Annotated in this window: 16 protein-coding genes; 11 read left to right on the forward strand and 5 right to left on the reverse strand. The window is 67.5% G+C overall.

The genetic code is table 11. The annotated features are described in order from the left end of the window. Positions 1-14: 14 nt before the first annotated feature. The 5 genes from OCT48_RS15235 to OCT48_RS15255 all read right to left on the reverse strand — a co-directional run bounded on the left by OCT48_RS15235 (position 15) and on the right by OCT48_RS15255 (position 9,324). Positions 15-2,585: a NahK/ErcS family hybrid sensor histidine kinase/response regulator gene (locus OCT48_RS15235; RefSeq protein ID WP_263589978.1), complete on the reverse strand. Its 2,571-nt coding sequence runs from the start codon at positions 2,583-2,585 to the stop codon at positions 15-17. After that, on the reverse strand, positions 2,566-3,756 hold the full coding sequence (gene nosP / locus OCT48_RS15240; RefSeq protein WP_412031016.1) for a nitric oxide-sensing protein NosP: 1,191 nt from the start codon (positions 3,754-3,756) through the stop codon (positions 2,566-2,568). Before nosP ends, OCT48_RS15235 begins: the two co-directional genes overlap by 20 nt. Positions 3,757-3,889: 133 nt before the next feature. Further along, positions 3,890-5,206, reverse strand: coding sequence for a sigma-54-dependent Fis family transcriptional regulator (locus OCT48_RS15245; RefSeq protein ID WP_263589979.1), 1,317 nt, complete (start codon positions 5,204-5,206; stop codon positions 3,890-3,892). Positions 5,207-5,895: 689 nt separating this feature from the next. Next, on the reverse strand, positions 5,896-7,284 hold the full coding sequence (ltrA, locus tag OCT48_RS15250) for a group II intron reverse transcriptase/maturase (RefSeq protein ID WP_263589980.1): 1,389 nt from the start codon (positions 7,282-7,284) through the stop codon (positions 5,896-5,898). A 537-nt stretch (positions 7,285-7,821) separates the two neighbouring features. After that, complete coding sequence (locus OCT48_RS15255; RefSeq protein WP_263589981.1) at positions 7,822-9,324, reverse strand: carbohydrate porin; 1,503 nt, start codon at positions 9,322-9,324, stop codon at positions 7,822-7,824. 464 nt (positions 9,325-9,788) lie between these two features. On the opposite strand from OCT48_RS15255, the gene OCT48_RS15260 reads away from it, so the two are divergent. The 11 genes from OCT48_RS15260 to OCT48_RS15310 all read left to right on the forward strand — a co-directional run bounded on the left by OCT48_RS15260 (position 9,789) and on the right by OCT48_RS15310 (position 25,082). Further along, entirely contained in the window at positions 9,789-11,060 is a 1,272-nt protein-coding gene (locus tag OCT48_RS15260; protein ID WP_263589982.1) for an ABC transporter substrate-binding protein, read from the forward strand. A 14-nt stretch (positions 11,061-11,074) separates the two neighbouring features. Continuing rightward, positions 11,075-12,061 carry a carbohydrate ABC transporter permease gene (locus OCT48_RS15265; protein WP_263589983.1) on the forward strand — a complete coding sequence of 329 codons (987 nt, stop codon included), beginning with the start codon at positions 11,075-11,077 and terminating at the stop codon, positions 12,059-12,061. Beyond that, positions 12,058-12,900: a carbohydrate ABC transporter permease gene (locus OCT48_RS15270; RefSeq protein ID WP_263589984.1), complete on the forward strand. Its 843-nt coding sequence runs from the start codon at positions 12,058-12,060 to the stop codon at positions 12,898-12,900. The genes OCT48_RS15265 and OCT48_RS15270 overlap by 4 nt, the downstream gene beginning before the upstream one ends. Before the next feature lie 26 nt (positions 12,901-12,926). Beyond that, positions 12,927-14,561: an alpha-glucosidase gene (locus tag OCT48_RS15275; RefSeq protein ID WP_263589985.1), complete on the forward strand. Its 1,635-nt coding sequence runs from the start codon at positions 12,927-12,929 to the stop codon at positions 14,559-14,561. Positions 14,562-14,610: 49 nt separating this feature from the next. After that, entirely contained in the window at positions 14,611-15,717 is a 1,107-nt protein-coding gene (locus OCT48_RS15280) for an ABC transporter ATP-binding protein (RefSeq protein WP_263589986.1), read from the forward strand. A gap of 70 nt (positions 15,718-15,787) precedes the next feature. Continuing rightward, the gene (locus OCT48_RS15285; RefSeq protein WP_263589987.1) at positions 15,788-17,458 is read left to right on the forward strand and encodes an alpha-amylase family glycosyl hydrolase; all 1,671 of its coding nucleotides are present in this window, start codon (positions 15,788-15,790) and stop codon (positions 17,456-17,458) included. 139 nt (positions 17,459-17,597) lie between these two features. Further along, positions 17,598-18,884: an ABC transporter substrate-binding protein gene (locus OCT48_RS15290; protein ID WP_263589988.1), complete on the forward strand. Its 1,287-nt coding sequence runs from the start codon at positions 17,598-17,600 to the stop codon at positions 18,882-18,884. Positions 18,885-18,956: 72 nt separating this feature from the next. Continuing rightward, positions 18,957-20,603, forward strand: coding sequence for an alpha-amylase family glycosyl hydrolase (locus OCT48_RS15295; protein ID WP_263589989.1), 1,647 nt, complete (start codon positions 18,957-18,959; stop codon positions 20,601-20,603). Between the two features lie 87 nt (positions 20,604-20,690). Next, complete coding sequence (locus tag OCT48_RS15300; RefSeq protein WP_263589990.1) at positions 20,691-21,995, forward strand: ABC transporter substrate-binding protein; 1,305 nt, start codon at positions 20,691-20,693, stop codon at positions 21,993-21,995. 67 nt (positions 21,996-22,062) lie between these two features. Next, positions 22,063-23,709 carry an alpha-amylase family glycosyl hydrolase gene (locus OCT48_RS15305; RefSeq protein ID WP_263589991.1) on the forward strand — a complete coding sequence of 549 codons (1,647 nt, stop codon included), beginning with the start codon at positions 22,063-22,065 and terminating at the stop codon, positions 23,707-23,709. 320 nt (positions 23,710-24,029) lie between these two features. Next, positions 24,030-25,082 (forward strand): LacI family DNA-binding transcriptional regulator, encoded by a 1,053-nt coding sequence (locus OCT48_RS15310; RefSeq protein ID WP_263589992.1) that lies wholly within the window; start codon positions 24,030-24,032, stop codon positions 25,080-25,082. Positions 25,083-25,095: the final 13 nt, after the last annotated feature.

Consider the following 25,095-nt stretch of genomic DNA (forward strand, 5'->3'; position numbering starts at 1 on the left):
CCCCGACCGACGTCTCAGCGCGTCCCGCTCAGCAGCTGCGCCAGCAGCATGCGCAGCTTGAGCGGCTTCACCGGCTTGTGCAGCAGGCCATGGCCCCGCTCGCGCAGCTGCTGTCGGAGGTCATGACTATGGTTGGCGGTGATCACCACCACCGGCAGCGGGACCCGGCGCGCGGCATTGAGCCGTTCGGCCAGCGCCACACCGGTATCCCCCTCGTCCAGGTGATAGTCGACGACCAGCACATCCGCCGGTGCGGTGGCGGGGTCGAGCTGGGCGGCCAGCGCCGCCTCGCTCTCGGCGACCCACACGCGACATCCCCAGCGGCCGAGCAGCAGACGCATCGCCTCGCAGATATCGGTGTCGTTGTCGATCACCCAGACGCGCCGTCCCCGCAGGGCCAGGTTGTCGCCCGGGGTCGGCGACGGCGCCGGAGCACCGCGCGGGGCCGCCTGGCCGCGGGGCAGCAGGATGCTGAACCGCGAGCCGCGCCCGGCGATCGAGGCCACGCCCAGCGGGTGGTCGAGCATGCGGGCGATCTTGTCGGCGATGGCCAAGCCCAGCCCCAGGCCGCGATCCTGGCGCTTGCCGACGGCATGGGAGCGTCGAAACTCCTGGAAGATCGCCCCCAGTTCGGCGTCCTCGATGCCCATGCCGGTGTCGCCCACCTGGATCTCCAGCCCCTCGGGGCGATGTCGGCAACCGAGCAGGATGCGTCCCGTCCGGGTATAGCGGATGGCATTGGTCAGGAAGTTGCGCACCACCCGGGACAGCAGCTGGATATCGCTCAGCACCACGGCGTCGCTCGCCACATAGTGCAGCGCCAGGCCCTCGCTGGCGGCCACCTGGCGGTACTCCCGGGCCAGGCCGTCGAGGAGCTCGGCCACCGGGAAGGCGGCCACATCGGGGGTCACGACCCCGGCATCGAGCTTGGAGATATCGACCAGGGTGCCGAGCAGCGTCTCGACGTCCTTCAGCGAGCGACCGATCTGTTCGATCAGCTCCTGGCCGTCCGCCGTCACCGCCTGCTCGCCGAGGGCCCCCGTGAACAGGCGCGCGGCATTGAGCGGCTGCAACAGGTCGTGACTGACCGCCGCCAGGAACTTGGTCTTCGAGAGGTTGGCCGCCTCGGCCTCGGCCTTGGCCTCGCGCAGGCGCTGCTCGACGGCGGCGCGTTCGGCGATCTCGCCGCGCAGCCGGGTGTTCACCCGGGTCAGCTCGGTGGTCCGCTCGCGGACCCGCTGCTCGAGGTTCTGGTAGGCCTGGTGCAATGCCTCGGCGGAACGCCGCCGCTCGGTGATGTCGCGGATCAACACGAAGAGCCCGAGCACCTCGCCGTCCTCGCCGACGTGGGGCACGTAGGCCCGCAGCAGGACCCGCTCCTGGCCGCTGGCCCCGTGCTCGGGGAACTCGAAGGACACGCTCTCCCCGGCCAGTGCCCGCTCCAGGTAGGGCGCCAGGCGCGCGCAATGCTCGACGCCGTGCAGGGCCGTGAGCTCGCCGCCGAGCAGCAGGTCCCGGGGCCAGCCGTACCATTCCTCGTAGACGCGATTGGTGAACACGTAGCGCAGGTCGCGGTCGAGGTAGGCGATCATCGCCGGCAGTTCGTCGGTGATGGTACGGATCCACCGCTCGCGCTCACGCAGGACCTCGGCATGGCGGATGCGCTCGGTGACGTCGGTGTAGGTCAACACCTGGCCGCCGCCGGGCATGGCATGACCCCGCACCTCCACCACCCGGCCATCGGGCAGCTGGCGCTCGCAGGGGGCGGTGACGCCGCGGGCGTCGCCGGCGACGATCAAGGCGCTGCGCCCCTGCAGCGCCGCCAGGTCGTGGGGCACCGCGAGGGAGGCGAGCCCGGTCAGGGTCCGGAAGCGCTGGTTGCACATCTCCAGCTGGCCACCGGCACCGATCACCGCCACGCCCTGGGACAGGCTGTCCAGCGTGACCTGCTGCAGGCGACTCTTCTGGGCCAGGGCGTGCTCGCGGCGGGCATGCTCCTGGCGCTTGAGCGCGGTGATGTCGACGTAGAGCATCACCCGCCCCCCGCCGCGGGTGGGCCGCTGGTGCACCTGGACCCAACGGTCGTCATGGAGGCGATAGAGGGTGCGCCGGTCGCCATGGCCGAGCTGCTCGCTGAGCACCAGCCCCGAGGCCAACGCCAGGCGACGCAACTCCTCCATGTGCATGCCGCTCGCGATGCGGATTCCCGTCGGGCGCCAGAACTCGGCGAAGCGACTGTTGAAGCGCTGGATGCGCTGGTCGGCATCGAACAACACGAAGGCGTCGGTGATGCTCTCGATGGCGTCGACCAGGTGCTGGCCGGCGGTCTCGGCGCGTTCCCGGGCCTCGACCAGCAGGCGGTTGCTGGCCCGCAGCTCGTGCATGGCCTGGTTGAGCTCCTGAGTCCGCTCACGGACCTGCTCGGCGAGCAGCGCGGCATGCTCGAAGGCCGCATAGGGGGCACTGCGTGGCAGGTTGCTGGCCTCGACGCGCTCGATCAGGGCCGCATTGATGCGCTTGAGCTTGGCGACCTCGCGCTCCAGGGCCCGCTCGCGCTCGCCGGGCTCAGGAGCGACGGCGTCCATGGCCGATGACGACCCCGGTAAAGGTCTGGTTGAGGTGAAGGCCATTGCATTGCTCTCCGTAGGTATTGAACCCCACCACGTGATAACGGCTCAGCAGTCGGGAGGCGGCCTCGCTCAGACCGTCCAGGTCGATCTCCAGGCGACGCAGGAAACAGTCGCAACCGATGACAAGCCGCGGTGGCCCCAGGCGCGCGACGATATCGTCGAGCACGCGTTGCAGGTCGTCGAGCAGCGGCGCGGCGGCCATGGCGGTGAGCACGATGCCGTTCTCCACGGCGCAGTAGAAGCTCAGGCTGAGGTCGTCGTTGACGCGCTGGATCGAGCGCACATAGCTCTGGTCGTGCAGCCGCACGGCCAGCGGATGGCGGGCGAAGACCGCCTCGCCCAGTTCGTCCACCGCACAGCCCACCAGCCGGGCGTACTCCTCGGCGGCGGGCTCGGCGTTGAGCTCGATCACGCGACGTTGCTCACGGTCGGCGGCGGTCACCACCAGCTTGTCGTCCAGGGGACGCAGGTGATGGGTGGTGAACACCTCGAAGTCGAGCACGCTGTTGACCATCACCACCACCGCCGCCCCGCTGAGAAAGCGCCCCTCGCCGTAGACATGGGTGCCGGCGAGCCGGTTGTCGTCGCCGGCGCTGCCGCCGAAATGGGGAATACTGCCGAGCGCGGCATTGAGGGTCGCCAGCACCCGCTCCTCGCTGGCCGAGAGGCCATCGAGCAGGGTCAGGGCGAAGGTATGGGCCTTGATGGGGGCGATCGCCGCCTGACGACAGCGGTCGAGCAGCCGGTCGCTCAGGCGCTGGGCATCGAGCAGCGAGACACCGTCGAGATCCTCGATCAGCGCATGGTCGAAGGCGAAATAGCGTTGATCGAAGCCGATGGCGGTGATGCCGCCGCGGCCATAACCGCCCTCGCCGATCTCCCCGGCGGTGGTGCAACCGCACAACGAGACGCCGCCGAAGTGCTCCTCCAGGGCGCGTCCCAGGGCCTCGAGATCGTACTCCGCGGAACAGAAGAACAGCACCCCGCCGAGGCAGGGATGCAACAGGCGACGGGCCAGGTCCTGGGCGGCCATGTCCGGGTCCCGGGCCCGCGACTGGGCGACCAGCACGGGGGACTCCGCGGGCGCGTCGGCGACAGGCGGCAAGGCTGACGGCTCGATCTCCATGCGGGATCACTCATCGGCGGGACGGTCTCTCCAGTCTAGAGAGAAGCGCCGCGGCGGGATATGCGACTTGGGTGCCGTCTGCGACACCGGTAGTGCGACTTGAGTAGTAGTCGCCGGGGCGCTCACTGTCCCCTCAGGACCTGGCCGACAACCGCACCAGGGTGCCCACCTCGCGGTCAGGCGCCCCCAGCGCCTGACGCTCCTGGCTCACCAGCCAGGGCGGCGGCGCCTGGGGCTCGCCGGGCGACTCCCGGTCCAGCGACGGCAGGCGGGTCTGGGGCGTCAGCGCCAGGTCGGCGCCCAGGCGTTGCAGGGCATCGTGGGCCGGCGTGCTGGCCTTGACCAGCCGCCCGCGACGATCGAAGGCCAGCAGGCCCTCGCCCGGCCAGCGGCGGAAGGCATCGCGGCTCGCCTCGATCACCCGATCCCGACAGTGGAAGTAATCGGCCATCAGGTTGGCCTCGATCATGCGGGCGGCCGACATCGCGAAGTCGAGGGCATGGGGCCGATGGCTGCAGGTCCGACCCGAGAGATCGATCACCCCCAGCACCCGGCCGTCATGGGGGTCGCGGATCACATCGGCCGAGCAGGTATAGGGCTTGATGCCGGTGCAGAAATGCTCGGCCCCATAGAGCTGTACCGGCTCGGCGGCGGTCAGGGCGGTGCCGATGGCGTTGGTGCCCACGTCGCGTTCCGACCACAGCCCGCCCGCCATCAGGTTGACCTTCTCGGCCTGGGCACGGGTCCGACGGTCCCCGGCCACATCCAGGACGAGTCCTTCCGGATCGGCCAGCAGCACCAGGCTGTCTTCCTCGAACAGCAGCTCGCCGGCCCGCGCCAGGACCGGTTGCGCAGCCTCACGGAGAGCCGCCTGGCGATCGCGATGCCGATCGAGCGCCTGCGCGTCGGCCACCAGGGGCGCCTGACGCCGCTCCGGGTCGACCTGGCCGGCGTGACAGCGCTGCCAGGATGCCTCGACGACCGGACGGATCTCGTCGCCGCCCACCTCCCGGTTCTCGACGAAGCGCTCCCAAGCCGACAGCAGGCGGCGGTGATCCCGGGGATTGCTGAAGCGACCGGCAGGATTCTCGGGCGGCGCCGTGGCCATGGCCGCCTGCTGGCGGGTGAAGAACTGACCGTGGCGAACGAAGCCCGCCACGATGCCGGGCTTGACCGCCTCGACCCGGCCATTGGCCAGGCGCGAGACGACCAGGTCATCGGGCAGGCCATCCAGCAGGTGCATGGGAGCCTCCAGGCCGCTGGCGAACCGGGAGGGGTAGACGATGCCGGTATCCATGTCGTAGAAGGCGGGGCGGAATCCCTGTGAGCGGTTGCCCACGCTGACGCCTCCACTGCCGCGGAAGATCTGGTTCTGCCGCCGCAGCATCGCCAGCGTCAGCTCGTTGGGGCCGGCGGAAGACGAGGTAGTGGAAGGGAAGGCGGTTGTCATCGGCGGCTCCGGTCACCCAGCCTGGCGCGGCGTCTACCCTGAAAGCGCCAGGCTGGTGCTTGCAGGTCGCATGGACGGTCTTGTGTGCCATGGAATGGGGCCCGGTGCCTCTCGGGCAGCCACGGTCCCCTTGTCGCAGTACTACGCTTTGTCTACAAACTGCCTGCGCTCGCCCATCCGGCGTTAAAAATCGGCTTGTGCGCGAGCCCGGTCAAAGTACTCATTTACACCGCGTAAACTCGCACGCGAGCCCGGTCCGTCTTATCGCCAATTTTTGCCTTGTGACCCACATGGATGTGGGAAATGCGTTGGCCCGCCGGGAGCGGGCCTAGCCCTGGCCATCGCTCGCCGACTTTTCAGACAAAGCTTAGTCTAGACTCCCGCGGCCGGTATAGAAGGTGACTTCAACGCCAGGGCGTCCGCCCTTTGGGCCACATGGCCTACCTCCTGGGCAATCCATCGAGGGAGTCGGCGTCTACCGCCCCCAGTAAAGCACAGGGACCGAATCGATCCTCCAAGACTTTGGCAGGAGAGAGGGGGACATTTGGTCCTATGCCGGAAGGCGGCGGACGACGCAATCCGACTTGCGGCGCAGCCGGAAGGGAGATGGAGCGCACATCGAGTAGGAAGGGGAGTCGCCTCCCCCGTCCTCTCACACTACCGGGCATACGGTTCCGTACCACGGCGGTTCACGAAGAACGGCTAAGCCCTCTTACCGTATCGAGTACCGAGATCAGGCCCAGCCGATCGAACCACTTCCGTGGCAGGGCCTGATTCATGTGCGAAGCACCGGCATTCCACCAGGGGCCTCGCCCATTCCCGGCTGACTTCCACGCCCGATAGTCGTCCAGACCCAGTGCCAGAAGCTTACGGCGCCGGGTCCGCGGGCGTTTCCATTGCCGCCAGACCACGTCGCGTAACCGGCGGCGTATCCACCCATCCAGCGCTTCCAGCGGGCGCTTCACATCGACGAGACTGAAGTAACTGGCCCAGCCCCGCAGGACGGGGGCCAACTCCCTCGTGACGCGCCGAATATGGCGTCCCCTGCCACGCTTGAGGATCTCGCGGACACGCTGCATCAAGCGTGGCAGGCTGGCCTTGGCCAGCGTCAGCTTCGGCAGCTTGTGCCGGGTCAGCGTGTAGCCCAGATACCCCCGGTTCCAAGGCCGCTCCACCGCACTCTTGTCACGATTGACCGTCAGCCTGAGCGAGCTCTCGAGAAAATCACTCAGGCTGGCCATGACGCGCTCGCCCGCTCGCCGACTCCTGACATACACCTGCATATCGTCGGCGTAGCGGCAGAAGCGGTGACCGCGGCGCTCCAGTTCCTTGTCCACGTCATCCAGCAGGATGTTGGCCAGCAGCGGGCTGAGCGGTCCGCCCTGGGGCGTTCCCTGCCGGCGTGACGCGGCCTGGCAGTCCTGGAACAGACCGGCTTCCAGATAACGACGGATCAGGCGCAACACCCGCTTGTCGCGGACGCGGCGCGCGACCCGCGCCATCAGCAGGTCGTGGTTCACTCGGTCGAAGAAGGCTTCCAGGTCGAGGTCGACCACCCAGCGGTGGCCGGCCGTGACATGGGTCTTCATCGCCGCGACAGCCTGCTGGGCGCTGCGTTTGGGGCGGTAGCCGTAGCTCGATGCGGAGAAGCTCGGATCGAAGAGCGGCGTCAGCACCTGCAGCAGCGCCTGCTGGATCAGCCGGTCGGTGACCGTGGGGATGCCGAGCTGTCGTGTCCCGCCCTTGGACTTGGGGATCTCGACGGCTCGGACTGGGCTGGGGTGGTACTCACCGGCCAGCAGCCGCTCGCGCAGCGTCGGCCAGTGCTGTTTCAGGTGGTCAGCCAACTGCTCCACCGTCATGCCATCGGCACCCGGCGCGCCTTTGTTGGCGACCACCCTCCGGTAAGCCCGCGCCATGTTAGCCTTCTCTACCACGGCCTCCATGAGCGGGGCGGGCTCCGCTTTCGTCCACGATGACGACGCCGGGACCGTCTCGACGCCCACCGGCCGAGACTCGGGGTGCTGCCCCTGCCCCTCTGGGTGGGTGGCGGTATCAGCGCCGCTTTCTGTCTTCATGATCGATCCTCGAGACGTCATCGCCTACTCGCGGTTCTTCATGTTCGGCCCTTGGTGCCGCGGTGAACCGGCACTTACTATGGCCTCTGCTGACGTCTGGTGGCCCATCCCGCCGCCTCTCGACGCCGGTAGCACCGTGGCAGACCACCAGACCTCCCAGGGTAAGACGCGCGACCTTCCCGCTTATGCCTGTCGGATTTACGTCATGGCGTTCCGTGCAAGTACTGGGCTTTGATGATTGATGCCATCTCACCCCGCCATGACGCCTCATATCCGCTTCCTGTTCGTCAGGCCAGCGTTTTGCCTCGAGCTGCCTTCAGATTCCCCCTCGCGGGAGACACCCTTGCCGTCGGCTAGCACTTCCCCTTGCCGGGCGTGCAGGGGACTTTCACCCCCAAGTCATCCCGAGGCATCACCCTCGGGAACAGCGCCAGTCAGGCGCTGCGCGCCATGCCTGGCGCACATCAAAAAGCCCGTGGCATCTCTGCCACGGGCAAGCATCGAAACAGCCAGCGATCCGGCACAGAGGCCGCGTCGTCAGAACCAGATCTCGCTCTGCACGCCGAAGGCCCACTCGCTGCCGGCGAAGCCTTCACTGCCGAAGGCATCGTCATCGCTGAAGCCGTTGAGCTCCTCGTCCCAGTCGCTCCAGGAGGCGAACAGGCGAACCTCCGGACGCTTCCAGAAACCGCCCACCTCGGGCTTGAAGGTCGGGGCGATGGTCAGCTTGGTATAGCCACCTTCAGCCGCATTGCCGGCCGGGCCCTGGTCGAGATCCATCCACTGGTAGGTCGCCTCGTACTGCATCTCGAAGTTGTCGGTGATCTCGTTGGCCAGGCGGGTGTTGAAGGTCGCCCAGGCATACTCGTCACCCTCGGCCAAACGGTCCTCGCTGACCTCGGCGAGGATGGCCGGGGCGATGCGCCACTTGGGAGCCAGATAGGTGGTGCCATAGAGGCCGACGCGGGTCGCCGTCGCATCCTCGGTCAACTGGCCGTTGCCGCCGATCACCTTGACCTCGGCGCCCAGGCCCTGGCCGTGCATCACCGCCGCCTTGAAGTTGCCCTCGCTCAGCCCGAAGAAGCTGTCGCCATGGTAGGCCACCATGGTGTGGAAGCCATCATCGGCGGCGGTGGAACCGTTCAGGATGTCACGCTCATCGTTGTCGGCGGCGGACAGGCCGCTGACCATCCACTGCCAGTTACCGAAGTAGTTGTTGGCAGTCAGCGTCAGGTTGTCGGTGTCGTCGGTGATCTCCGACTCCTCGGTGGGGAAATCGCTGTAGCTGCGTCCATAGAGCGAGAAGTTGGCCTTCCAGTTGTCGGCCAGCTGGACATCGTAGATACCGGCACCGGTACCGGCCAGGAACACGAAGTCGGTGTCCATCCAGTGGATATCGAAGTTGTCGCGGTCGAAACGCTTGCCGGCCCAGATCGAGGCATCCTCGAATGCCCCGGTGAAGGTCGGCAGCTCGCTGAACTCGACATAGACGTTGCGCACGTTGAGGTTCGATTCCTCGGCGGTCCAGTCGTTGCTGGTCCGCACACCGTCGGCGAACATCATGCGGTAATCGGCGACGGCGCCATTATCGAAGCGCTGCCGGTAGTTCAGCTTCGCCTCGGCGTAGGTATCCGGCTCGTTCCCCAGGCGACCGACGTTACCGCCCAGGGGGCCTGCCGGCGTCACGCCCGGGCCACCGGGAATGCTCTTGTGATCGTCCCCGATCAGCAGCCCCGAGCGGGCATAGGCACCGAAACTGAAGCCCTCGTCACTGTCGGCCTTCTCCTCGACCCTGGCCAGGCGTTCCTCGATCTCGTCTTCCGACAGGCGATCCTCGGCCTGCCGTTCGGCCAGCTCGGCACGCTGCTCGGCGGCCTCGGCGCGCCGCTCGGCGGCGACGATGCGCTGTTCCAGCTCCGCGAGGCGCGCCTCGAGACTGTCCTGGCCCTGGGCACTGGCCAGGCCGCTGGCCCCGAGGCCGGCGGCGGCGATGGCGATGGCGAGCGGAGACTTGAGCTTGCGGATTTCGGGGAATGTCATGGTGATAATCGCCCTTTGTTGTTGTCGCGGGAGGTCATGTCGAACAACGTGTCATGCGCCAGGGATAAGGCGTCTCGCCGTCCTGCCTGTGGGGCCCTTGCCGCGGGAGCGGTCGACCGGGGCACGGGGGCATGAAACACGCCCCGAAACTTAATCGATTAAGCATCAGGGGACAAAAAAAAATTGTAATATTACGACTTATGTCTAATCGGGAAGCCGGAACCTCTCAAATATTAGTAAAATTACTCAATTAATTGGCTTGCTAGTAATGATCACGCTCTCATCCCCCGATATTTCTGTGACGAAAGTCTAGGTTGCAGTCCGGCGTCACCGCCGCTTAACTGGGCGGCACGCTCATCTTAATCGTTTAAGAGGCCTTCAGGCCCACCTACCATGAGCGACGGTAAGGGTGTCTCAATGGATCACGCCCGGTCCCGGACAACAACAAGCGACGAGGAAACGCCATGCACAACAAGACCCTGATCGCCTCCGCGCTCACCCTGGCCGGAGCCGCGAGCGCCGCCGGCCCGGCCCTGGCCGCGGAACTGACCATCTCCTGTGGCGCCGTGGGCGCCGAACTGACCCTGTGCCAGCAGGGCGTGGCGGCGTGGGAGGAGAAGACCGGCCACCAGGTCGACATCGTCTCCACCCCCAACTCCTCCACCGAGCGCCTGTCGCTGTACCAGCAGATCCTGTCCGCCCAGTCCAGCGACATCGACGTGATGCAGATCGACGTGGTGTGGCCGGGACTGCTGGCCAACCACCTGCTCGATCTCAACGAGACGCTCGGCGAGGACGCTGCCGCGGGCCACTTCGAGACCATCGTCGCCAACAACACCGTCGATGATCGCCTGGTGGCGATGCCCTGGTTCACCGACGCCGGTGTGCTGTACTACCGCAAGGACCTGCTCGAGAAGCACGGTTTCGAGGCCCCCGAGACCTGGGCCGAACTCACCGACATCGCCACGGAGATCCAGGCCGCCGAACGCGAGGCCGGCAACGACAGGATGTGGGGCTATGTCTTCCAGGGGCGCGCCTACGAGGGCCTGACCTGCAACGCCCTGGAATGGGTGGCGAGCCACGGCGGCGGCACCCTCGTCGATGCCGAGGGCGAGATCACCATCGACAACCCCCAGGCCGCCGCGGCCCTCGACCTGGCCGCCACCTGGCCCGGCGAGATCTCGCCTGCCGGCGTGCTCAACTACACCGAGGAGGAAGCCCGCGGCATCTTCCAGTCCGGCAATGCGGTGTTCATGCGCAACTGGCCCTATGCCTGGTCGCTGGCCCAGAGCGAGGACAGCGACGTGGCCGGCAAGGTCGGCGTGGTCAAGCTGCCCCACGGCCCCGACGGCGACAGTGCGGCGACGCTGGGCGGCTGGAACCTGGCGGTCTCCAAGTATACCGAGAATCGTGAAGCCGCCGCCGACCTGGTGGCCTTCCTGACCTCCGAGGCCGAGCAGAAGCGCCGCGCCATCGAGGGCGCCTACAACCCCACCCTCACCTCGCTCTACCAGGATGAAGAGGTCCTCGAGGCGGTGCCCTTCTTCGGCACCCTCTATGACACCTTCACCAATGCCGTGGCCCGCCCCTCCGCCGTCACCGGCGACCACTACGGCCGGGTCAGCAATGGCTTCTTCAACGCCGTGCATGACGTGATGTCCGGCAACCAGAGCGGTGCCGAGGCCGTGTCCCGGCTGGACAGCGAGCTGTCCCGCATCAAGCGTCGTCGTTGGTAACCCAGGAGGCCTCCATGTCAACTCCCGCAACCGATCCCACCCCCCAGGCGGTGCACTCTGCAGTGCCCTCGCCCAAGACGGGGTATCGTGGCACCAAGGTCCGCCGCCAGCGGGTCCGCGCCGCCTGGACCTTTCTCGCGCCGATGCTGGTCGCGCTGGTCCTGGTGGCCGGCTGGCCGCTGCTGCGCACCTTCTACCTGAGCCTCACCGATGCCTTGCTGTCGGATACCGCCGGCGCGGCCTTCATCGGCTTCGAGAACTACCTGGTCTACGACGACGGCGCCTGGTATGGCCTGCTCACCGACCCGGTATGGTGGAACTCGGTATGGAACACCGTCTACTTCAGCGTGGTATCGGTGTCGCTCGAGGTGGTCTTCGGCATCATCGTCGCCCTGCTGCTCAACGCCGAGTTCAAGGGCCGCATGCTGGTGCGCGCCGCGGTGCTGATTCCCTGGGCCATCCCCACCATCGTCTCGGCCAAGATGTGGGCCTGGATGCTCAATGACCAGTTCGGGATCATCAACCACATGCTCATGGGCCTGGGGCTGATCGATGCCCCCCTGGCCTGGACCGCCGATGCCGACCTCTCCATGTGGGCGGTGATCATGGTCGATGTGTGGAAGACAATTCCCTTCGTCGCCCTGCTGGTGCTGGCCGCCCTGCAGATGCTGCCCAAGGACTGCTACGAGGCCGCCGAGGTCGACGGCATCCATCCGGTCAAGGTGTTCTTCCGCGTCACCCTGCCGCTGATCACCCCGGCGCTGCTGGTGGCGGTGATCTTCCGCCTGCTCGATGCCCTGCGGGTGTTCGACGTCATCTACGTGCTGACCTCCAACTCCACCAGCACCATGACCATGTCGATCTATGCCCGTCAGCAACTGGTCGAGTTCCAGGACGTGGGCTATGGCAGCGCCGCCTCGACGATGTTGTTCCTGATCATCGCCCTGGCCGTGGTGATCTACCTCTACCTGGGCCGCCGTCAACTGGGAGTCGACCAATGAACCAGTATCAGCTGATCAAGCTCGCCAAACGGGTCGGGCTCTATGCCCTGATCGCCGTGGTGATGGTCTACGCCATCTTCCCCTTCTACTATGCCGTGATCACCTCGCTGAAGCCCTCCAGCGAGCTGTTTCGGGTCGATTTCTGGCTGTCGTCGCTGGACTTCGGCAACTACGTGCAGATCTTCACCCAGAAGAGCTTCGTGCGGGCCATCTTCAACTCCATCCTCATCTCGCTGTCGGTGGTGCTCATCGCCCTGCTGCTGGGCATCACCGCCTCCTACGCCCTGGGCCGGGTACGCTTCCGTGGCCGCACCACGGTGATGCTGACGATCCTCGGCGTGTCGATGTTCCCCCAGGTGGCGGTGCTCTCCGGGCTGTTCGAGGTCATCCGCGCGCTGAACCTCTACAACAACCCGGGTGGCCTGATACTGAGCTACACCATCTTCACCCTGCCCTTCACCGTCTGGGTGCTGACCACCTTCATGCGCCAGCTGCCCATGGAACTGGAAGAAGCCGCGATCATGGACGGCGCCACCCCCTGGGTGACCATCACCAAGGTGTTCCTGCCGCTGATGTGGCCGGCCATGGCCACCACCGGGCTGCTAGCCTTCATCGCCGCCTGGAACGAGTTCCTCTTCGCCCTGACCTTCACCCTCACCGACGACCAGCGCACCGTGCCGGTGGCGATCGCCCTGATCTCCGGCGGCAGCCAGCACGAGCTGCCCTGGGGCCCGATCATGGCCGCCTCGGTCACCGTCACCGTGCCCCTGGTCATCCTGGTGATGATCTTCCAGAAGCGCATCGTCTCCGGGCTGACCGCCGGTGCCGTCAAGGGATAAGCCTCATGTCATCGATGGACAAGACCATGCAAGACAACCTGACCTGGTGGCGCGGTGGCGTCATCTACCAGATCTACCCGCGCAGCTTCATGGACGCCAACGGCGACGGCATCGGCGACCTGCCGGGCATCACCGATAAGCTCGACTATGTGGCGAGCCTGGGCGTCGACGGCATCTGGCTGTCGCCGTTCTTCACCTCGCCGATGCTCGACTTCGGCTATGACGTCAGCGACTACCGCGACGTCGACCCGATGTTCGGCACCCTCGACGACTTCAAGGCGCTGCTGGCGCGGGCCCACGCGCTGGGCCTCAAGGTGATGATCGACCAGGTGATCAGCCACACCTCGGACCAGCATCCCTGGTTCCAGGAGAGTCGCGCCGACCGCTCCAACCCCAAGGCCGACTGGTTCGTGTGGGCCGACCCCAGGCCCGACGGCACGCCGCCCAACAACTGGCTGTCGATCTTCGGCGGTTCGGCCTGGACCTTCGACTCCCGGCGCCGCCAGTACTACCTGCACAACTTCCTGACCAGCCAGCCGGACCTCAACTTCCACAACCCCGAGGTTCGTCAGGCTCAGCTGGACAACTTGCGCTTCTGGCTGGAGCTCGGCGTCGACGGCTTCCGCCTGGACACCGTCAACTTCTACTTCCACGACGCCGAGCTGCGCGACAACCCGCCGGTACCAAAGGGCGAGGCCAAGACGCTCGGCGCCCCGGACGCCAACCCCTACACCTGGCAGCGTCACGTCTATGACCTGAGCCGCCCGGAGAACCTCGACTTCCTGCGCGAGCTGCGCGCCCTGATGGACGAGTTCCCCGGCACCACCACGGTGGGCGAGATCGGCGACGACGAGCCGCTAGCGCGCATGGCCGAATACACCGCCGGCGGCGACAAGCTGCACATGGCCTATGGCTTCGACCTGCTCAACGACCCGCACTCGCCGGCCTATATCCGCGAGGTGATCGAACGCTTCCAGCGCCTGGCCGGCGATGCCTGGCCCTGCTGGGCGCTGTCCAACCACGACGTGGTGAGAAGTGCCACCCGTTGGGGCGCGGGCGAGGATCCCGTGGCCTATCCCAAGGTGGCCCTGGCGATGGTGCTCTCGCTGCGCGGCAGCGTCTGCCTCTATCAGGGCGAGGAGCTGGGCCTGCCCGAGGCCGAGGTGCCCTTCGAACGCCTCCAGGACCCCTACGGCAAGGTGCTGTGGCCGGAGTTCAAGGGCCGCGACGGCTGCCGCACGCCGATGCCCTGGACCGACGCGCCCCAGGCTGGCTTCACCAACGAGGCAGTCGAGCCCTGGCTGCCGGTCGACGAGCGCCACCAGCCGCTGGCGGTCGACCGCCAGCAGGACGACCGCCACTCGGTGCTCAACGCCACCCGCCGCCTGCTGGCCTTCCGCCAGGCCCACCCGGCGCTGGTCGACGGCGAGCTGTCGCTGGTCGACGTCGGCGAGGACCTGCTCGGCTTCGTCCGCGAGGCGGATAGCAAGAATGGTGGCGAGGCATTGCTGTGCGTGTTTAACCTCGGCGGCGAGACCCGGAGCACGACGCTACCGCGGTCCGGCACCCCGCTCCAGGGACACGGCTTCGCATCGGCGCTCGACGGCGACACCCTGACCCTGCCGGCCTACCAGGCCGCCTACCTCAAGCTCGATCGCTAACACCGAATCACAACAATGCCGGTCCCGGTGGCCGGCGAGGAGTCGCAAGATGGCAAGCGTGACCCTGGAAAAACTCAACAAGGTCTTCGGCCACACCCATATCATCAAGGACGTCGACCTCAAGGTCGCCGATGGCGAGTTCGTGGTCTTCGTCGGGCCCTCGGGCTGCGGCAAGTCCACCCTGCTGCGCCTGATCGCCGGCCTGGAGTCGATCACCGACGGCGATCTCAAGATCGCCGACGGCGTGGTCAACGACCTGCCGCCCCGCGAGCGTGGCGTGGGCATGGTGTTCCAGTCCTACGCCCTCTACCCGCACATGTCGGTCTACGAGAACATGGCCTTCGGCCTCAAGCTGGCCAAGATGGCCAACGAGACCGTCGACGACCGGGTGATGGCCACCGCGCGCATCCTGCAACTCGAGGACCTGCTGCACCGCAAGCCCAAGGAGCTCTCCGGCGGCCAGCGCCAGCGCGTGGCCATGGGCCGCGCCATGGCCCGCGAGCCGCGCATCCTGCTGTTCGACGAGCCGCTGTCCAACCTCGACGCCTCGTTGCGCGTGCAGATGCGCAACGAGATCGCCCGCCTGCACCACCGCCTGGGTTCCACCATGATCTACGTCACCCACGACCAGGTCGAGGCCATGACGCTGGCCGACAAGATCGTGGTGCTGCGCGACGGCCGCATCGAGCAGGTCGGCAGCCCCCAGACACTCTATCAGCAACCAGCCACCAGGTTCGTCGCCGGCTTCATCGGCTCGCCGACCATGAACTTTATGCCTGCGACCCTAAAGGGATCGAGCGAGGAAGGCTGCCGGATCGAGGCCCCGGGCCTGGGTGAGCTGGCCCTGCCCCAGGACGCCAGCGGCGAGCGCAACGGCGCCGCCCTGACCCTGGGCGTGCGTCCCGAGCACCTGCGCCTGGCCGAGGCCCGCGGCGAGAACGCCTTCGAGATCGTCAACGTCGAGTATCTGGGCAACGAGGTCTATGTCTATCTCGAGCCCAAGGCCGGCGACACCCTCTTGATCCATCGCAGCGAGGCCCCCAGCCGCTGGGACATCGGCCAGCGGGTGGCGCTGGTCCCCGACCTCGAGCACGTCCATCTGTTCGACGTCGAGGATCGGGCCCTGAACATCGCCAAGCGACGCCAGGCGGCCTGAGCCCCCTACCCTACCCACCACCATCCGTACCGCCGACGGGAGCCCCGGCTCCCGTCGCCAGGAGGCCCAGATGGCGTTCTCTCGCCCCCCCCACGACGAGCAACACGACTGGTGGCGCGGCGCGGTGATCTACCAGGTCTACCCGCGCAGCTTCCAGGACACCGACGGCGACGGCATCGGCGACCTCCAGGGGGTGATCGACCGGCTCGACTACATCGCCTCGCTGAATGTCGACGCCATCTGGCTGTCGCCCTTCTTCACCTCGCCGATGAAGGACTTCGGCTACGACGTCAGCGACTACCGCGGCGTCGACCCGATGTTCGGCACCCTGGCGGACTTCGACCGCCTGGTGGAGGCCGCCCATGCCCGGGGGCTCAGGGTCACCATCGACCAGGTGCTCTCGCACTCATCCGATCAACACCCCTGGTTCGCGGAGAGCCGCTCGAGCCGCGACAACCCCAAGGCCGACTGGTACGTGTGGGCCGATCCCAGGCCCGACGGCGCCCCACCCACCAACTGGCAGGCGATCTTCGGCGGCTCCGCCTGGCAGTGGGACACCCGCCGCTGCCAGTACTACCTGCACAACTTCCTGGTCGAGCAGCCGGACCTCAACTTCCGCCACCCCGCGGTGGTCGAGGCCATCCTCGGCGAGGTGCGTTTCTGGCTGGAACGCGGCGTCGACGGCTTCCGCCTGGATGCGGTGAACTTCTGCACCCACGGCGAGCTCAAGGACAACCCGCCCCGCGAGGAAATCGTCGAGGGTTTCATCGGGGTGCGTCCCGACAACCCCTACGGCTATCAACGGCATATCCACGACAAGACCCAGCCCGAGAACCTGGCCTTCCTCGAACGGCTGCGCGCCCTGCTCGATGAATATCCCGGCACCACCAGCGTCGGCGAGGTCGGCGACGACGATTCCCTGGGGGTGATGGCCGAGTACACCCAGGGCGGCAAGCGGCTGCACATGACCTACTCCTTCAATCTGTTGACCGACAACGCCGACCCTCGGCACCTGCTCGAACCGCTGGAGGAGATGGAGACGCGCATTGGCGACGGCTGGCCGTGCTGGGCGCTCGGCAACCACGACATCACCCGCCTGGCCACCCGCTGGCAGGCGGAGGGCAACGCCGCGGCGCTGCGCCTCTACCTGGCCTTCCTGCTCACCCAGCGCGGCAGCGTCTGCCTCTACCAGGGCGAGGAGCTGGGCCTGAGCGAGGCCGAGCTCACTTTCGAGCAACTTGTCGACCCCGCCGGCATCACCTTCTGGCCGGCCTACAAGGGCCGCGACGGCTGCCGCACGCCCATGCCCTGGCAGGCCGACGCCCCCCACGGCGGCTTCTCCCGGGCCACGCCCTGGCTGCCGGTGCCCGATGACCACCTGGGCCTGGCCGTGGACCGGCAGGACGGCGACCCGGACTCGCTGCTCAACGCCTATCGGGCCTTCCTGGCCTTCCGCCGTCGGCATGCGGCGCTGGTCAAGGGCGAGATCCGCTATCACCCGCTGCGCGATGACGTCATGTGTCTCGAACGCACCCATCGGGGCGAACGCCTGCTGGTGGCGCTGAACTTCGCCGGCGAGCCCCGCGAGCTGGGCGCTCCCCGGGACGCCCACGCCCTCGACGACGCGCCGGCGATGGTCAACGGCACCTGGCGGGACGGCACGCTGCGACTTCCGGCCTATGGCATCGCCATCGCCGGCTGTCCGGACGCCCCCTCGGGGCAAGCGAGCTGGCATCCCTGAGCCCGGCCCGGGCAGGCACGACAAGCGGGAGATCACCGCGCCCGGCCTCCCGCGCGGCACAACAGCAATACCCACAACGGCAACGCTCACAACGACAACACTAACGACAACGCTCACAACAACACCAGGAGCCCACTCCATGATCCTCGACAACGCCAAGCAGCAGCGCCGCGCCCTGATCGGCGCCCTGGTCCTCGGTGGCTCGGCACTGGCCACCCAGAACGCCCTCGCGGCCGAGATCGCCATCGCCTGCGGCGCCGGCGACGCCTCCGACTACTGTCCGATCGCCGCCCAGGAGTGGGCCGAGAAGACCGGCCATAGCGTGCAGGTCGTCTCCACCCCCAATAGCGCCACCGAGAAACTGTCGCTCTACCAGCAGCTGCTCGGCAGCGGCTCCGGCGACATCGACGTGCTGATGGTCGATATCGTCTGGCCGGGCATGCTCGACGATCACCTGGTGGATCTTTCCGAGTACCTGCCCGAGGATGCCACCGAGGGCTTCTTCCCGGCGCTGGTCGACAACAACACCGTCGACGGCCGCCTGGTGGCCATGCCCTGGTTCACCGATGCCGGCCTGCTCTACTACCGCAAGGACCTGCTGGAACAATACGGCCATGAGGTCCCCGAGACCTGGCAGCAGCTGACCGACATCGCCACAGACATCCAGGCCGCCGAGCGCGAGGCCGGCAACGACGACTTCTGGGGCTTCAGCTTCCAGGGCCGCGCCTACGAGGGCCTGACCTGCAACGCCCTGGAGTGGGTGGCGAGCCACGGTGGCGGCACCCTCGTCGATGACGAGGGCGAGGTGACCATCGACAATCCCCGCGCCGCCGCCGCGCTGGACCTGGCCGCCTCCTGGGTCGGCAGCATTTCGCCGGAAGGCGCGCTGAACCACACCGAGGAGGAGACCCGCGGCATCTTCCAGTCCGGCAACGCCCTGTTCCTGCGCAACTGGCCCTATGTGTGGTCGCTGGCCAACGGCGAGGGCAGCGAGGTGGCCGGCAAGGTCGGCATGGCGCCGCTGCCCCACGGCCCCGAAGGCGAGGCCAAGGCCACCCTGGGCGGCTGGAACTTCGCCGTGTCGCGCTATTCCGAGCATCCCGAGCTTGCCGCCGATCTGGTCGCCTTCATCACCTCCCGGGAGCAGCAGAAGGCCCATGCCATCCAGATGGGCATGAATCCCACCATCGAGGCGCTCTACCAGGACGAGGAGGTGCTGGCCAGTAACCCCTCCATGAGCGAGCTCTACGAGACCCTGACCAATGGCGTGCCGCGTCCCGCCACGGTGACCGGCGATGCCTACGCGCGGGTCTCCAACGCCTTCTTCAACCGCACCCACCAGGTGCTTTCCGGCGAGCTGGACGGCGCCAGCGCGGTCCAGCAGCTGGGCCGCGAACTCGAGCGTCTCGGACGCCGCGGCTGGTAAGGCCATGTCTCTCGCCCGGCCGGAGCGCATCCGGCCGGGCCCTGTTTCGCACCCACCGACAGGAATTCACGAATGACACTGTCACAACTGCGCCAAGACACCCGGCATGACTGGTGGCGGGGCGCGACGATCTACCAGATCTATCCGCGCAGCTTCCTGGATGCCAATGGCGACGGTATCGGTGACCTGCCCGGCATCACCTCACGTCTCGAGCATGTGGCGAGCCTCAATGTCGATGCCATCTGGCTGTCGCCCTTCTTCACCTCGCCGATGGACGATTTCGGTTATGACATCGCCGACTATCGTGACGTCGATCCCATGTTCGGCACCCTCGACGACTTCCGCGCGCTGGTCGACCGCGCCCATGAGCTCGGGCTGCGGGTGATCATCGACCAGGTGCTGTCGCACAGCTCCGACCGGCATGCCTGGTTCCAGGAAAGCCGCCAGGACCGCACCAACCCCAAGGCCGACTGGTATGTCTGGGCCGATCCCAGGCCCGACGGCACGCCGCCCAACAACTGGATGGCGGCCTTCAGCGGTCGTGCCTGGACCTTCGACGCCCGGCGCCGGCAGTACTACCTGCACAACTTCCTGCCCAGCCAGCCGGACCTCAACTTCCACCACCCCGAGGTGCGCCAGGCCCATCTCGACAACCTGCGCTTCTGGCTGGAGCTCGGCGTCGACGGCTTCCGCTTCGACGTGGTCAACTACTACTTCCACGACCCGGCCCTCACCGACAACCCGCCGATGCCCCGCGAACGGGTCCAGCTCGGCAATCCCCAGAGCTATCAGTTCCAGCGCCACAACATCGAGCAGCCCGAGAACCTCGCCTACCTCGAGCGCATCCGCGCGCTGCTCGACGAATACCCCGGCGCCACCACGGTGGGCGAGATCGCCGGCAACGACCAGTTGCCGACCATGGCCGCCTATACCGCCGGCGACAGCCGCCTGCACATGGCCTACACCTTCGACCTGCTGGACAGCACCGGGGATGCCACCGAACTCTACGGCGTGCTGGCGCGCTTTGGCGAGCTGGGTGAGGACCCCTGGCCGTGCTGGGCGCTGTCCAATCATGACGTGGTGCGCAGTGCCACCAGCTGGGGCGAGGAGCGCGCCCTGCTGGCGCTGACCGTGCTCTGCTCGCTGCGCGGCAGCCTGTGCCTCTATCAGGGGGAGGAGTTGGGCCTGCCCGAGGCCGAGCTGGCCTATGAGGACCTGCAGGACCCCTTCGGCATCAACCTGTGGCCGGAGGTCAAGGGCCGCGACGGTTGCCGCACGCCGATGGTCTGGGACACGACCGCCAACGGCGGCTTCTGTCCCGAGGGCGTCGCGCCCTGGCTGCCGGTCGACGCGCGGCATCTGCCGCTGGCGGTGACACGCCAGGAGGCCGACCCCGACAGCCTGCTGGCCCGGGTGCGCGAGTTGCTCCGGCTGCGGGGGGCGAGCGAGGTGCTGCGCCAGGGCGACCAGCAATTGATCGCCCCCGGCGAGCTGCCCGAGGACGTCTTCGGCGTGATCCGCAGCCTCGGCGAACGGCGTCTGCTGTGCCTGGCCCACCTGGGCCGCGGCGAGGCGCCGGCGGCGATCGCCCCCGATGCCCTGGTGAGCGGTATCCAGGGCTGGCACAGCCTTGCGCTGCCGGGCATGCCGGCACCGAGCATGGAAGGCCGTGGCCTGACCCTGGCGCCGGGCACCGCCACCTGGCTGGAGCTGCGCTGAGCCTTGTTCACCTGGGAGGACACTGATCCCACCCCAATCGGCGTCCTCCTCTCCGAGACCACAACCATAACCCTGGAGCCCCCTGGAATGCCTCGTACCGTCCATCCCTCGCCTAGTCCCGCCGCTCGCGTGCTGAAGGGGGGCGCCGGCGCCCTGCTGCTCGGCGGCGCGGCCCTGGCCACTCCCCAGGCACTGGCTACCGAGATATCGATCGCCTGCGGCGCCGGCGATTCCTCCGACTACTGTCCGGCGCTCGCCGAGCAGTGGGCCGAGAAGACCGGCAATACGGTCAAGGTCATCTCCACGCCCAACGACGCCACCGAGAAGCTATCGCTCTACCAGCAGCTACTGGGCAGCCAGTCGAGCGACATCGACGTGATGCTGATCGATATCGTCTGGCCGGGTCTGCTCGACGACCACCTGGTGGACCTCGCCGAGCACCTGCCCGAGGACGCCACCGAGGGCTTCTTCCCGGCGCTGGTCGACAACAACACCATCGACGGTCGCCTGGTGGCCATGCCCTGGTACACCGATGCCGGCGTGCTCTACTACCGCAAGGACCTGCTCGAGAAATACGGCCATGAGGTGCCCGCGACCTGGCAGCAGCTGACCGAGATCGCCGAGGACATCCAGGACGCCGAGCGCGAGGCCGGCAACGACGACTTCTGGGGCTTCAGCTTCCAGGGCCGCGCCTACGAGGGGCTGACCTGCAACGCCCTGGAGTGGGTGGCCAGCCATGGCGGCGGCACCCTCGTCGATGATCAAGGCGAGGTGACCATCGACAATCCCCGCGCCGCCGACGCGCTGGATCTGGCCGCCTCCTGGATCGGCACCATCTCGCCGGAAGGCGCGCTGAACCACACCGAGGAAGAGACCCGCGGAATCTTCCAGTCCGGCAACGCGCTGTTCCTGCGCAACTGGCCCTATGTGTGGTCGCTGGCCAACGGCGAGGGCAGCGAAGTCGCCGGCAAAGTCGGCATGGCGCCGCTGCCTCATGGTCCGGAGGGCGAGTCCAAGGCCACCCTGGGCGGCTGGAACGTCGCCGTGTCGCGCTACTCCGAACATCCCGAGCTGGCCGCCGACCTGGCCGCCTACATCACCGCCAAGCCGCAACAGAAGGCCCACGCCGTCAAGATGGGACGCAACCCGACCATCGAATCGCTCTACCAGGACGAGGAAGTGCTGGCCAGCAATCCGTCGATGAACGATCTCTACGAGACCCTGACCAATGGCGTGCCGCGTCCCGCCTCGGTGACCGGCGATGCCTATGCACGGGTCTCCAACGCCTTCTTCAACCACACCCACCAGGTGCTCTCCGGCGATCTCGACGGGGCCAGTGCCGTCCAGCAGCTGGGCCGCGAACTCGAGCGACTCGGCCGTCGCGGCTGGTAAGCCACCGCCTGTCCACCATGATGGTTCAACGAGGGGGGCCGCCCGGCCCCTCTGTCAAGGAGCGAGCATGACCCCGTCTTCCCCGCGCCACGACGACCGCCACGACTGGTGGCGTGGCGCCACCCTCTACCAGATCTACCCGCGCAGCTTCATGGACGCGAGCGGCGACGGCATCGGTGATCTGGTTGGCATCACCGAGAAGCTCGACCACGTGGCAAGCCTGGGTGTCGATGCCGTGTGGCTGTCACCGATCTGCACCTCGCCGATGGACGACTTCGGTTACGACGTCAGTGACTATCGCGACGTCGATCCCATGTTCGGCACCCTCGACGACTTCCGTGCCCTGATCGAGCGCGCCCACGAACTGGGCCTCAGGGTGATCATCGACCAGGTACTGTCGCACAGCTCCGACCGCCATCCCTGGTTCGCCGAGAGCCGCCGCGGCCGGTCCAATGCCAAGGCCGACTGGTACGTGTGGGCCGACCCCAGGCCCGACGGCTCGGCCCCCAACAACTGGCTGGCGGCCTTCGGCGGGCCGGCCTGGACCTTCGATTCGCGGCGCTGCCAGTACTACCTGCATAACTTCCTGCCCAGCCAGCCGGATCTCAACTTCCACCACCCCGAGGTGCGCGAGGCGCAGCTCGACAACCTGCGCTTCTGGCTGGAGCTCGGCGTCGACGGCTTCCGCTTCGACACCGCCAACTTCTACTTCCACGACCGGTCGCTCGCCGACAATCCGCCCTCGCCTGACTGGTATCGGCGGCGCGGTCACCCGCGCAGCTACCAGCTGCTCACCCACAATACCGACCAGCCCGAGAACCTGGCCTATCTCGAGCGCATCCGTGCCCTGCTCGACGAGTACCCGGGGTCCACCAGCGTAGGCGAGATCGGTGGCAGCAATCCCCTGCCGACCATGGCCGCCTACACACAAGGTGAGTCGCGATTGCATATGGCCTACACCTTCGACCTGCTGGACTCAACCGGAGAAGCCGCCGCGCTGTACCGGGTCCTGTCTCGCTTCGCCGAGTTCGGTGACGACGCCTGGCCGTGCTGGGCGCTGTCCAACCACGATGTGGTGCGCAGTGCCACCAGCTGGGGCGAGGAGCGCGCCCTGCTGGCGCTGACCGTGCTCTGCTCGCTGCGTGGCAGCCTGTGCCTCTACCAGGGCGAGGAGCTCGGCCTGCCCGAGGCCGAACTGGCCTATGCGGACCTGCAGGACCCGTTCGGCATCAACCTGTGGCCGGAGGTCAAGGGCCGCGACGGCTGTCGCACGCCGATGGTCTGGAATGAGACCACCAACGGCGGCTTCTGTCCCGCGGACGTCACGCCCTGGCTGCCGGTCGACGCGCGGCATCTGCCGCTGGCGGTGGAACGCCAGGAGGCCGACCCCGACAGCCTGCTGAATCGGGTCCGCCGACTGCTGAAGCTGCGCGCAATTAACGACACCCTGCGCCAAGGCGAACAGCAAGTGATCGCCCCCAGCGAACTGCCCGAGGACGTCTTCGGCGTGATCCGCCGCCGCGGCGAGCGGCGCCTGCTGTGCCTGGCCCACCTCGGCCGGGGCGAGACGCCGGCCGGGATCGCCCCCGATGCCCTGGCGACCGGCATCGAGGGATGGCATAGCCTGGAACTGCCGGGCATGCCGACCCCCGATATGGAGGGCCGCGGCCTGACGCTGGTGCCGGGCAGTGCCGCCTGGCTGGAACTGCGCTGAGTCCAGGGGGCAAGGATAGCGTCCTCGACCACTCGAGGCGTCCTTGCCCCAGGGCAATCGCAGTTGAGTGGCGAGGGGCGCAGGGGACAGGTCGTAGAGGGGGTCCTGCGCCAAGGATGGCGTCGGTAGCGCCCAGGGAGGGGGTCACAGCGCCCCCTCGTAGACCTGTCGACCGATCAGCCCCGAGCGGCAACGCTCTAACTGCGATAGCCCTGGTCCTTGCCCAGGCCGGCTAGGCACTGCGGCCATTCACGGCTATGATAGAAGGCTAACTAAATCGATACAGAGTCGTCCCCCATCCCCGAGAGCCGAGTCATCACGTGTCTTCGCCACGCCGCATCACCCTGAAGGATCTGGCCCAGCACCTCGGTGTCTCCACGGCCAGCGTCTCCAACGCCTTCAACCGGCCCAACCAGCTGTCACCGAAACTGCGCGAGCACATCCTCAGCGAGGCCAGGCGGCTCGGCTATCGCGGCCCCGACGCCAAGGCCCGCAGCCTGAGGACCGGCCGCTCGCGTATCATCGCCGTGGTGCTCGCCGAGAGCCTGACCTACAGCATCAACGACGCCGTGGCCAGCGAACTGCTCTCCGGCATCGCCGAGGTGCTCGATAGCCATGGCCATACCCTGCTGCTGCTCTCCGGCCGCCAGCATGCCTCCCAAGTACCTGGCTCGGCGAGCATCGCCGACGGCTTCATCGCCTACGGCCTGATGCCGCCGAGCCTGATGGTTTCGGCCGACCTGCCCGCCCAGCGCCCGCTGGTGGCCGTCGACTTCAGCCCCGAGGGCTACCCGGCGGTACATATCGACAACGAACCGGCCAGCCATATGATCGCCCGATATGCCCTGCGCACCCCGCCGCGCCGGCCGGCGATCGTCAGCCTGCGGCTCACCGCCGAGCCCTGCAACGGCCGCGTCACCCAGGCGCATACCCAGCTTCCCCCCGAGCAGACCATCACCCGCTCGCGGCTGGCCGGCTTCCATCGGGCCCTCGAGGAGCAGGGTTTCACTCCCGCGGACGTGCCCGTGTGGAACATCGAGGAGAACACCCATGAGGTCTGCGCCCCGGTGATCGAGGAGATCCTCGACCTGCCCGACGAGGAACGCCCCGACCTGCTGCTGTGCATGTCGGATCGCATCGCCCTGACCGCGGTGACCCTGGCCGAGCAGCGTGGCCTGCGCGTGCCTGAGGACCTGCGTATCACCGGCTTCGACGGCATCGCCGAGGGCCAGTACCGGGCCCCACGGTTGACCACCGTGCGCCAGGACAGCGTCGAGAAGGGCCGGATCGCCGCGCGCATGGTCCTCGGGCTGGACCCCGCCGAACCCAGGCTGCTGCAGACTGCACTGATGATCGGCGACTCCTGTCCCTGAGGCCGGCATCCGT

Source organism: Halomonas sp. M4R1S46 (assembly GCF_025725685.1).
Classification (GTDB): Bacteria; Pseudomonadota; Gammaproteobacteria; order Pseudomonadales; family Halomonadaceae; genus Halomonas.

What these genes read in the sequence shown, in the direction of transcription:
- OCT48_RS15245 (WP_263589979.1), bottom strand. Translation starts at nt 5,206, where the DNA reads ATGACAACCGCCTTCCCTTCCACTACCTCGTCTTCCGCCGGCCCCAAC.
- ltrA (WP_263589980.1), bottom strand. Translation starts at nt 7,284, where the DNA reads ATGAAGACAGAAAGCGGCGCTGATACCGCCACCCACCCAGAGGGGCAG.
- OCT48_RS15235 (WP_263589978.1), bottom strand. Translation starts at nt 2,585, where the DNA reads ATGGACGCCGTCGCTCCTGAGCCCGGCGAGCGCGAGCGGGCCCTGGAG.
- OCT48_RS15280 (WP_263589986.1), top strand. Translation starts at nt 14,611, where the DNA reads ATGGCAAGCGTGACCCTGGAAAAACTCAACAAGGTCTTCGGCCACACC.
- OCT48_RS15260 (WP_263589982.1), top strand. Translation starts at nt 9,789, where the DNA reads ATGCACAACAAGACCCTGATCGCCTCCGCGCTCACCCTGGCCGGAGCC.
- OCT48_RS15285 (WP_263589987.1), top strand. Translation starts at nt 15,788, where the DNA reads ATGGCGTTCTCTCGCCCCCCCCACGACGAGCAACACGACTGGTGGCGC.
- OCT48_RS15295 (WP_263589989.1), top strand. Translation starts at nt 18,957, where the DNA reads ATGACACTGTCACAACTGCGCCAAGACACCCGGCATGACTGGTGGCGG.
- OCT48_RS15300 (WP_263589990.1), top strand. Translation starts at nt 20,691, where the DNA reads ATGCCTCGTACCGTCCATCCCTCGCCTAGTCCCGCCGCTCGCGTGCTG.
- OCT48_RS15270 (WP_263589984.1), top strand. Translation starts at nt 12,058, where the DNA reads ATGAACCAGTATCAGCTGATCAAGCTCGCCAAACGGGTCGGGCTCTAT.
- OCT48_RS15255 (WP_263589981.1), bottom strand. Translation starts at nt 9,324, where the DNA reads ATGACATTCCCCGAAATCCGCAAGCTCAAGTCTCCGCTCGCCATCGCC.
- OCT48_RS15290 (WP_263589988.1), top strand. Translation starts at nt 17,598, where the DNA reads ATGATCCTCGACAACGCCAAGCAGCAGCGCCGCGCCCTGATCGGCGCC.
- OCT48_RS15275 (WP_263589985.1), top strand. Translation starts at nt 12,927, where the DNA reads ATGCAAGACAACCTGACCTGGTGGCGCGGTGGCGTCATCTACCAGATC.
- OCT48_RS15265 (WP_263589983.1), top strand. Translation starts at nt 11,075, where the DNA reads ATGTCAACTCCCGCAACCGATCCCACCCCCCAGGCGGTGCACTCTGCA.
- nosP (WP_412031016.1), bottom strand. Translation starts at nt 3,756, where the DNA reads ATGGAGATCGAGCCGTCAGCCTTGCCGCCTGTCGCCGACGCGCCCGCG.
- OCT48_RS15305 (WP_263589991.1), top strand. Translation starts at nt 22,063, where the DNA reads ATGACCCCGTCTTCCCCGCGCCACGACGACCGCCACGACTGGTGGCGT.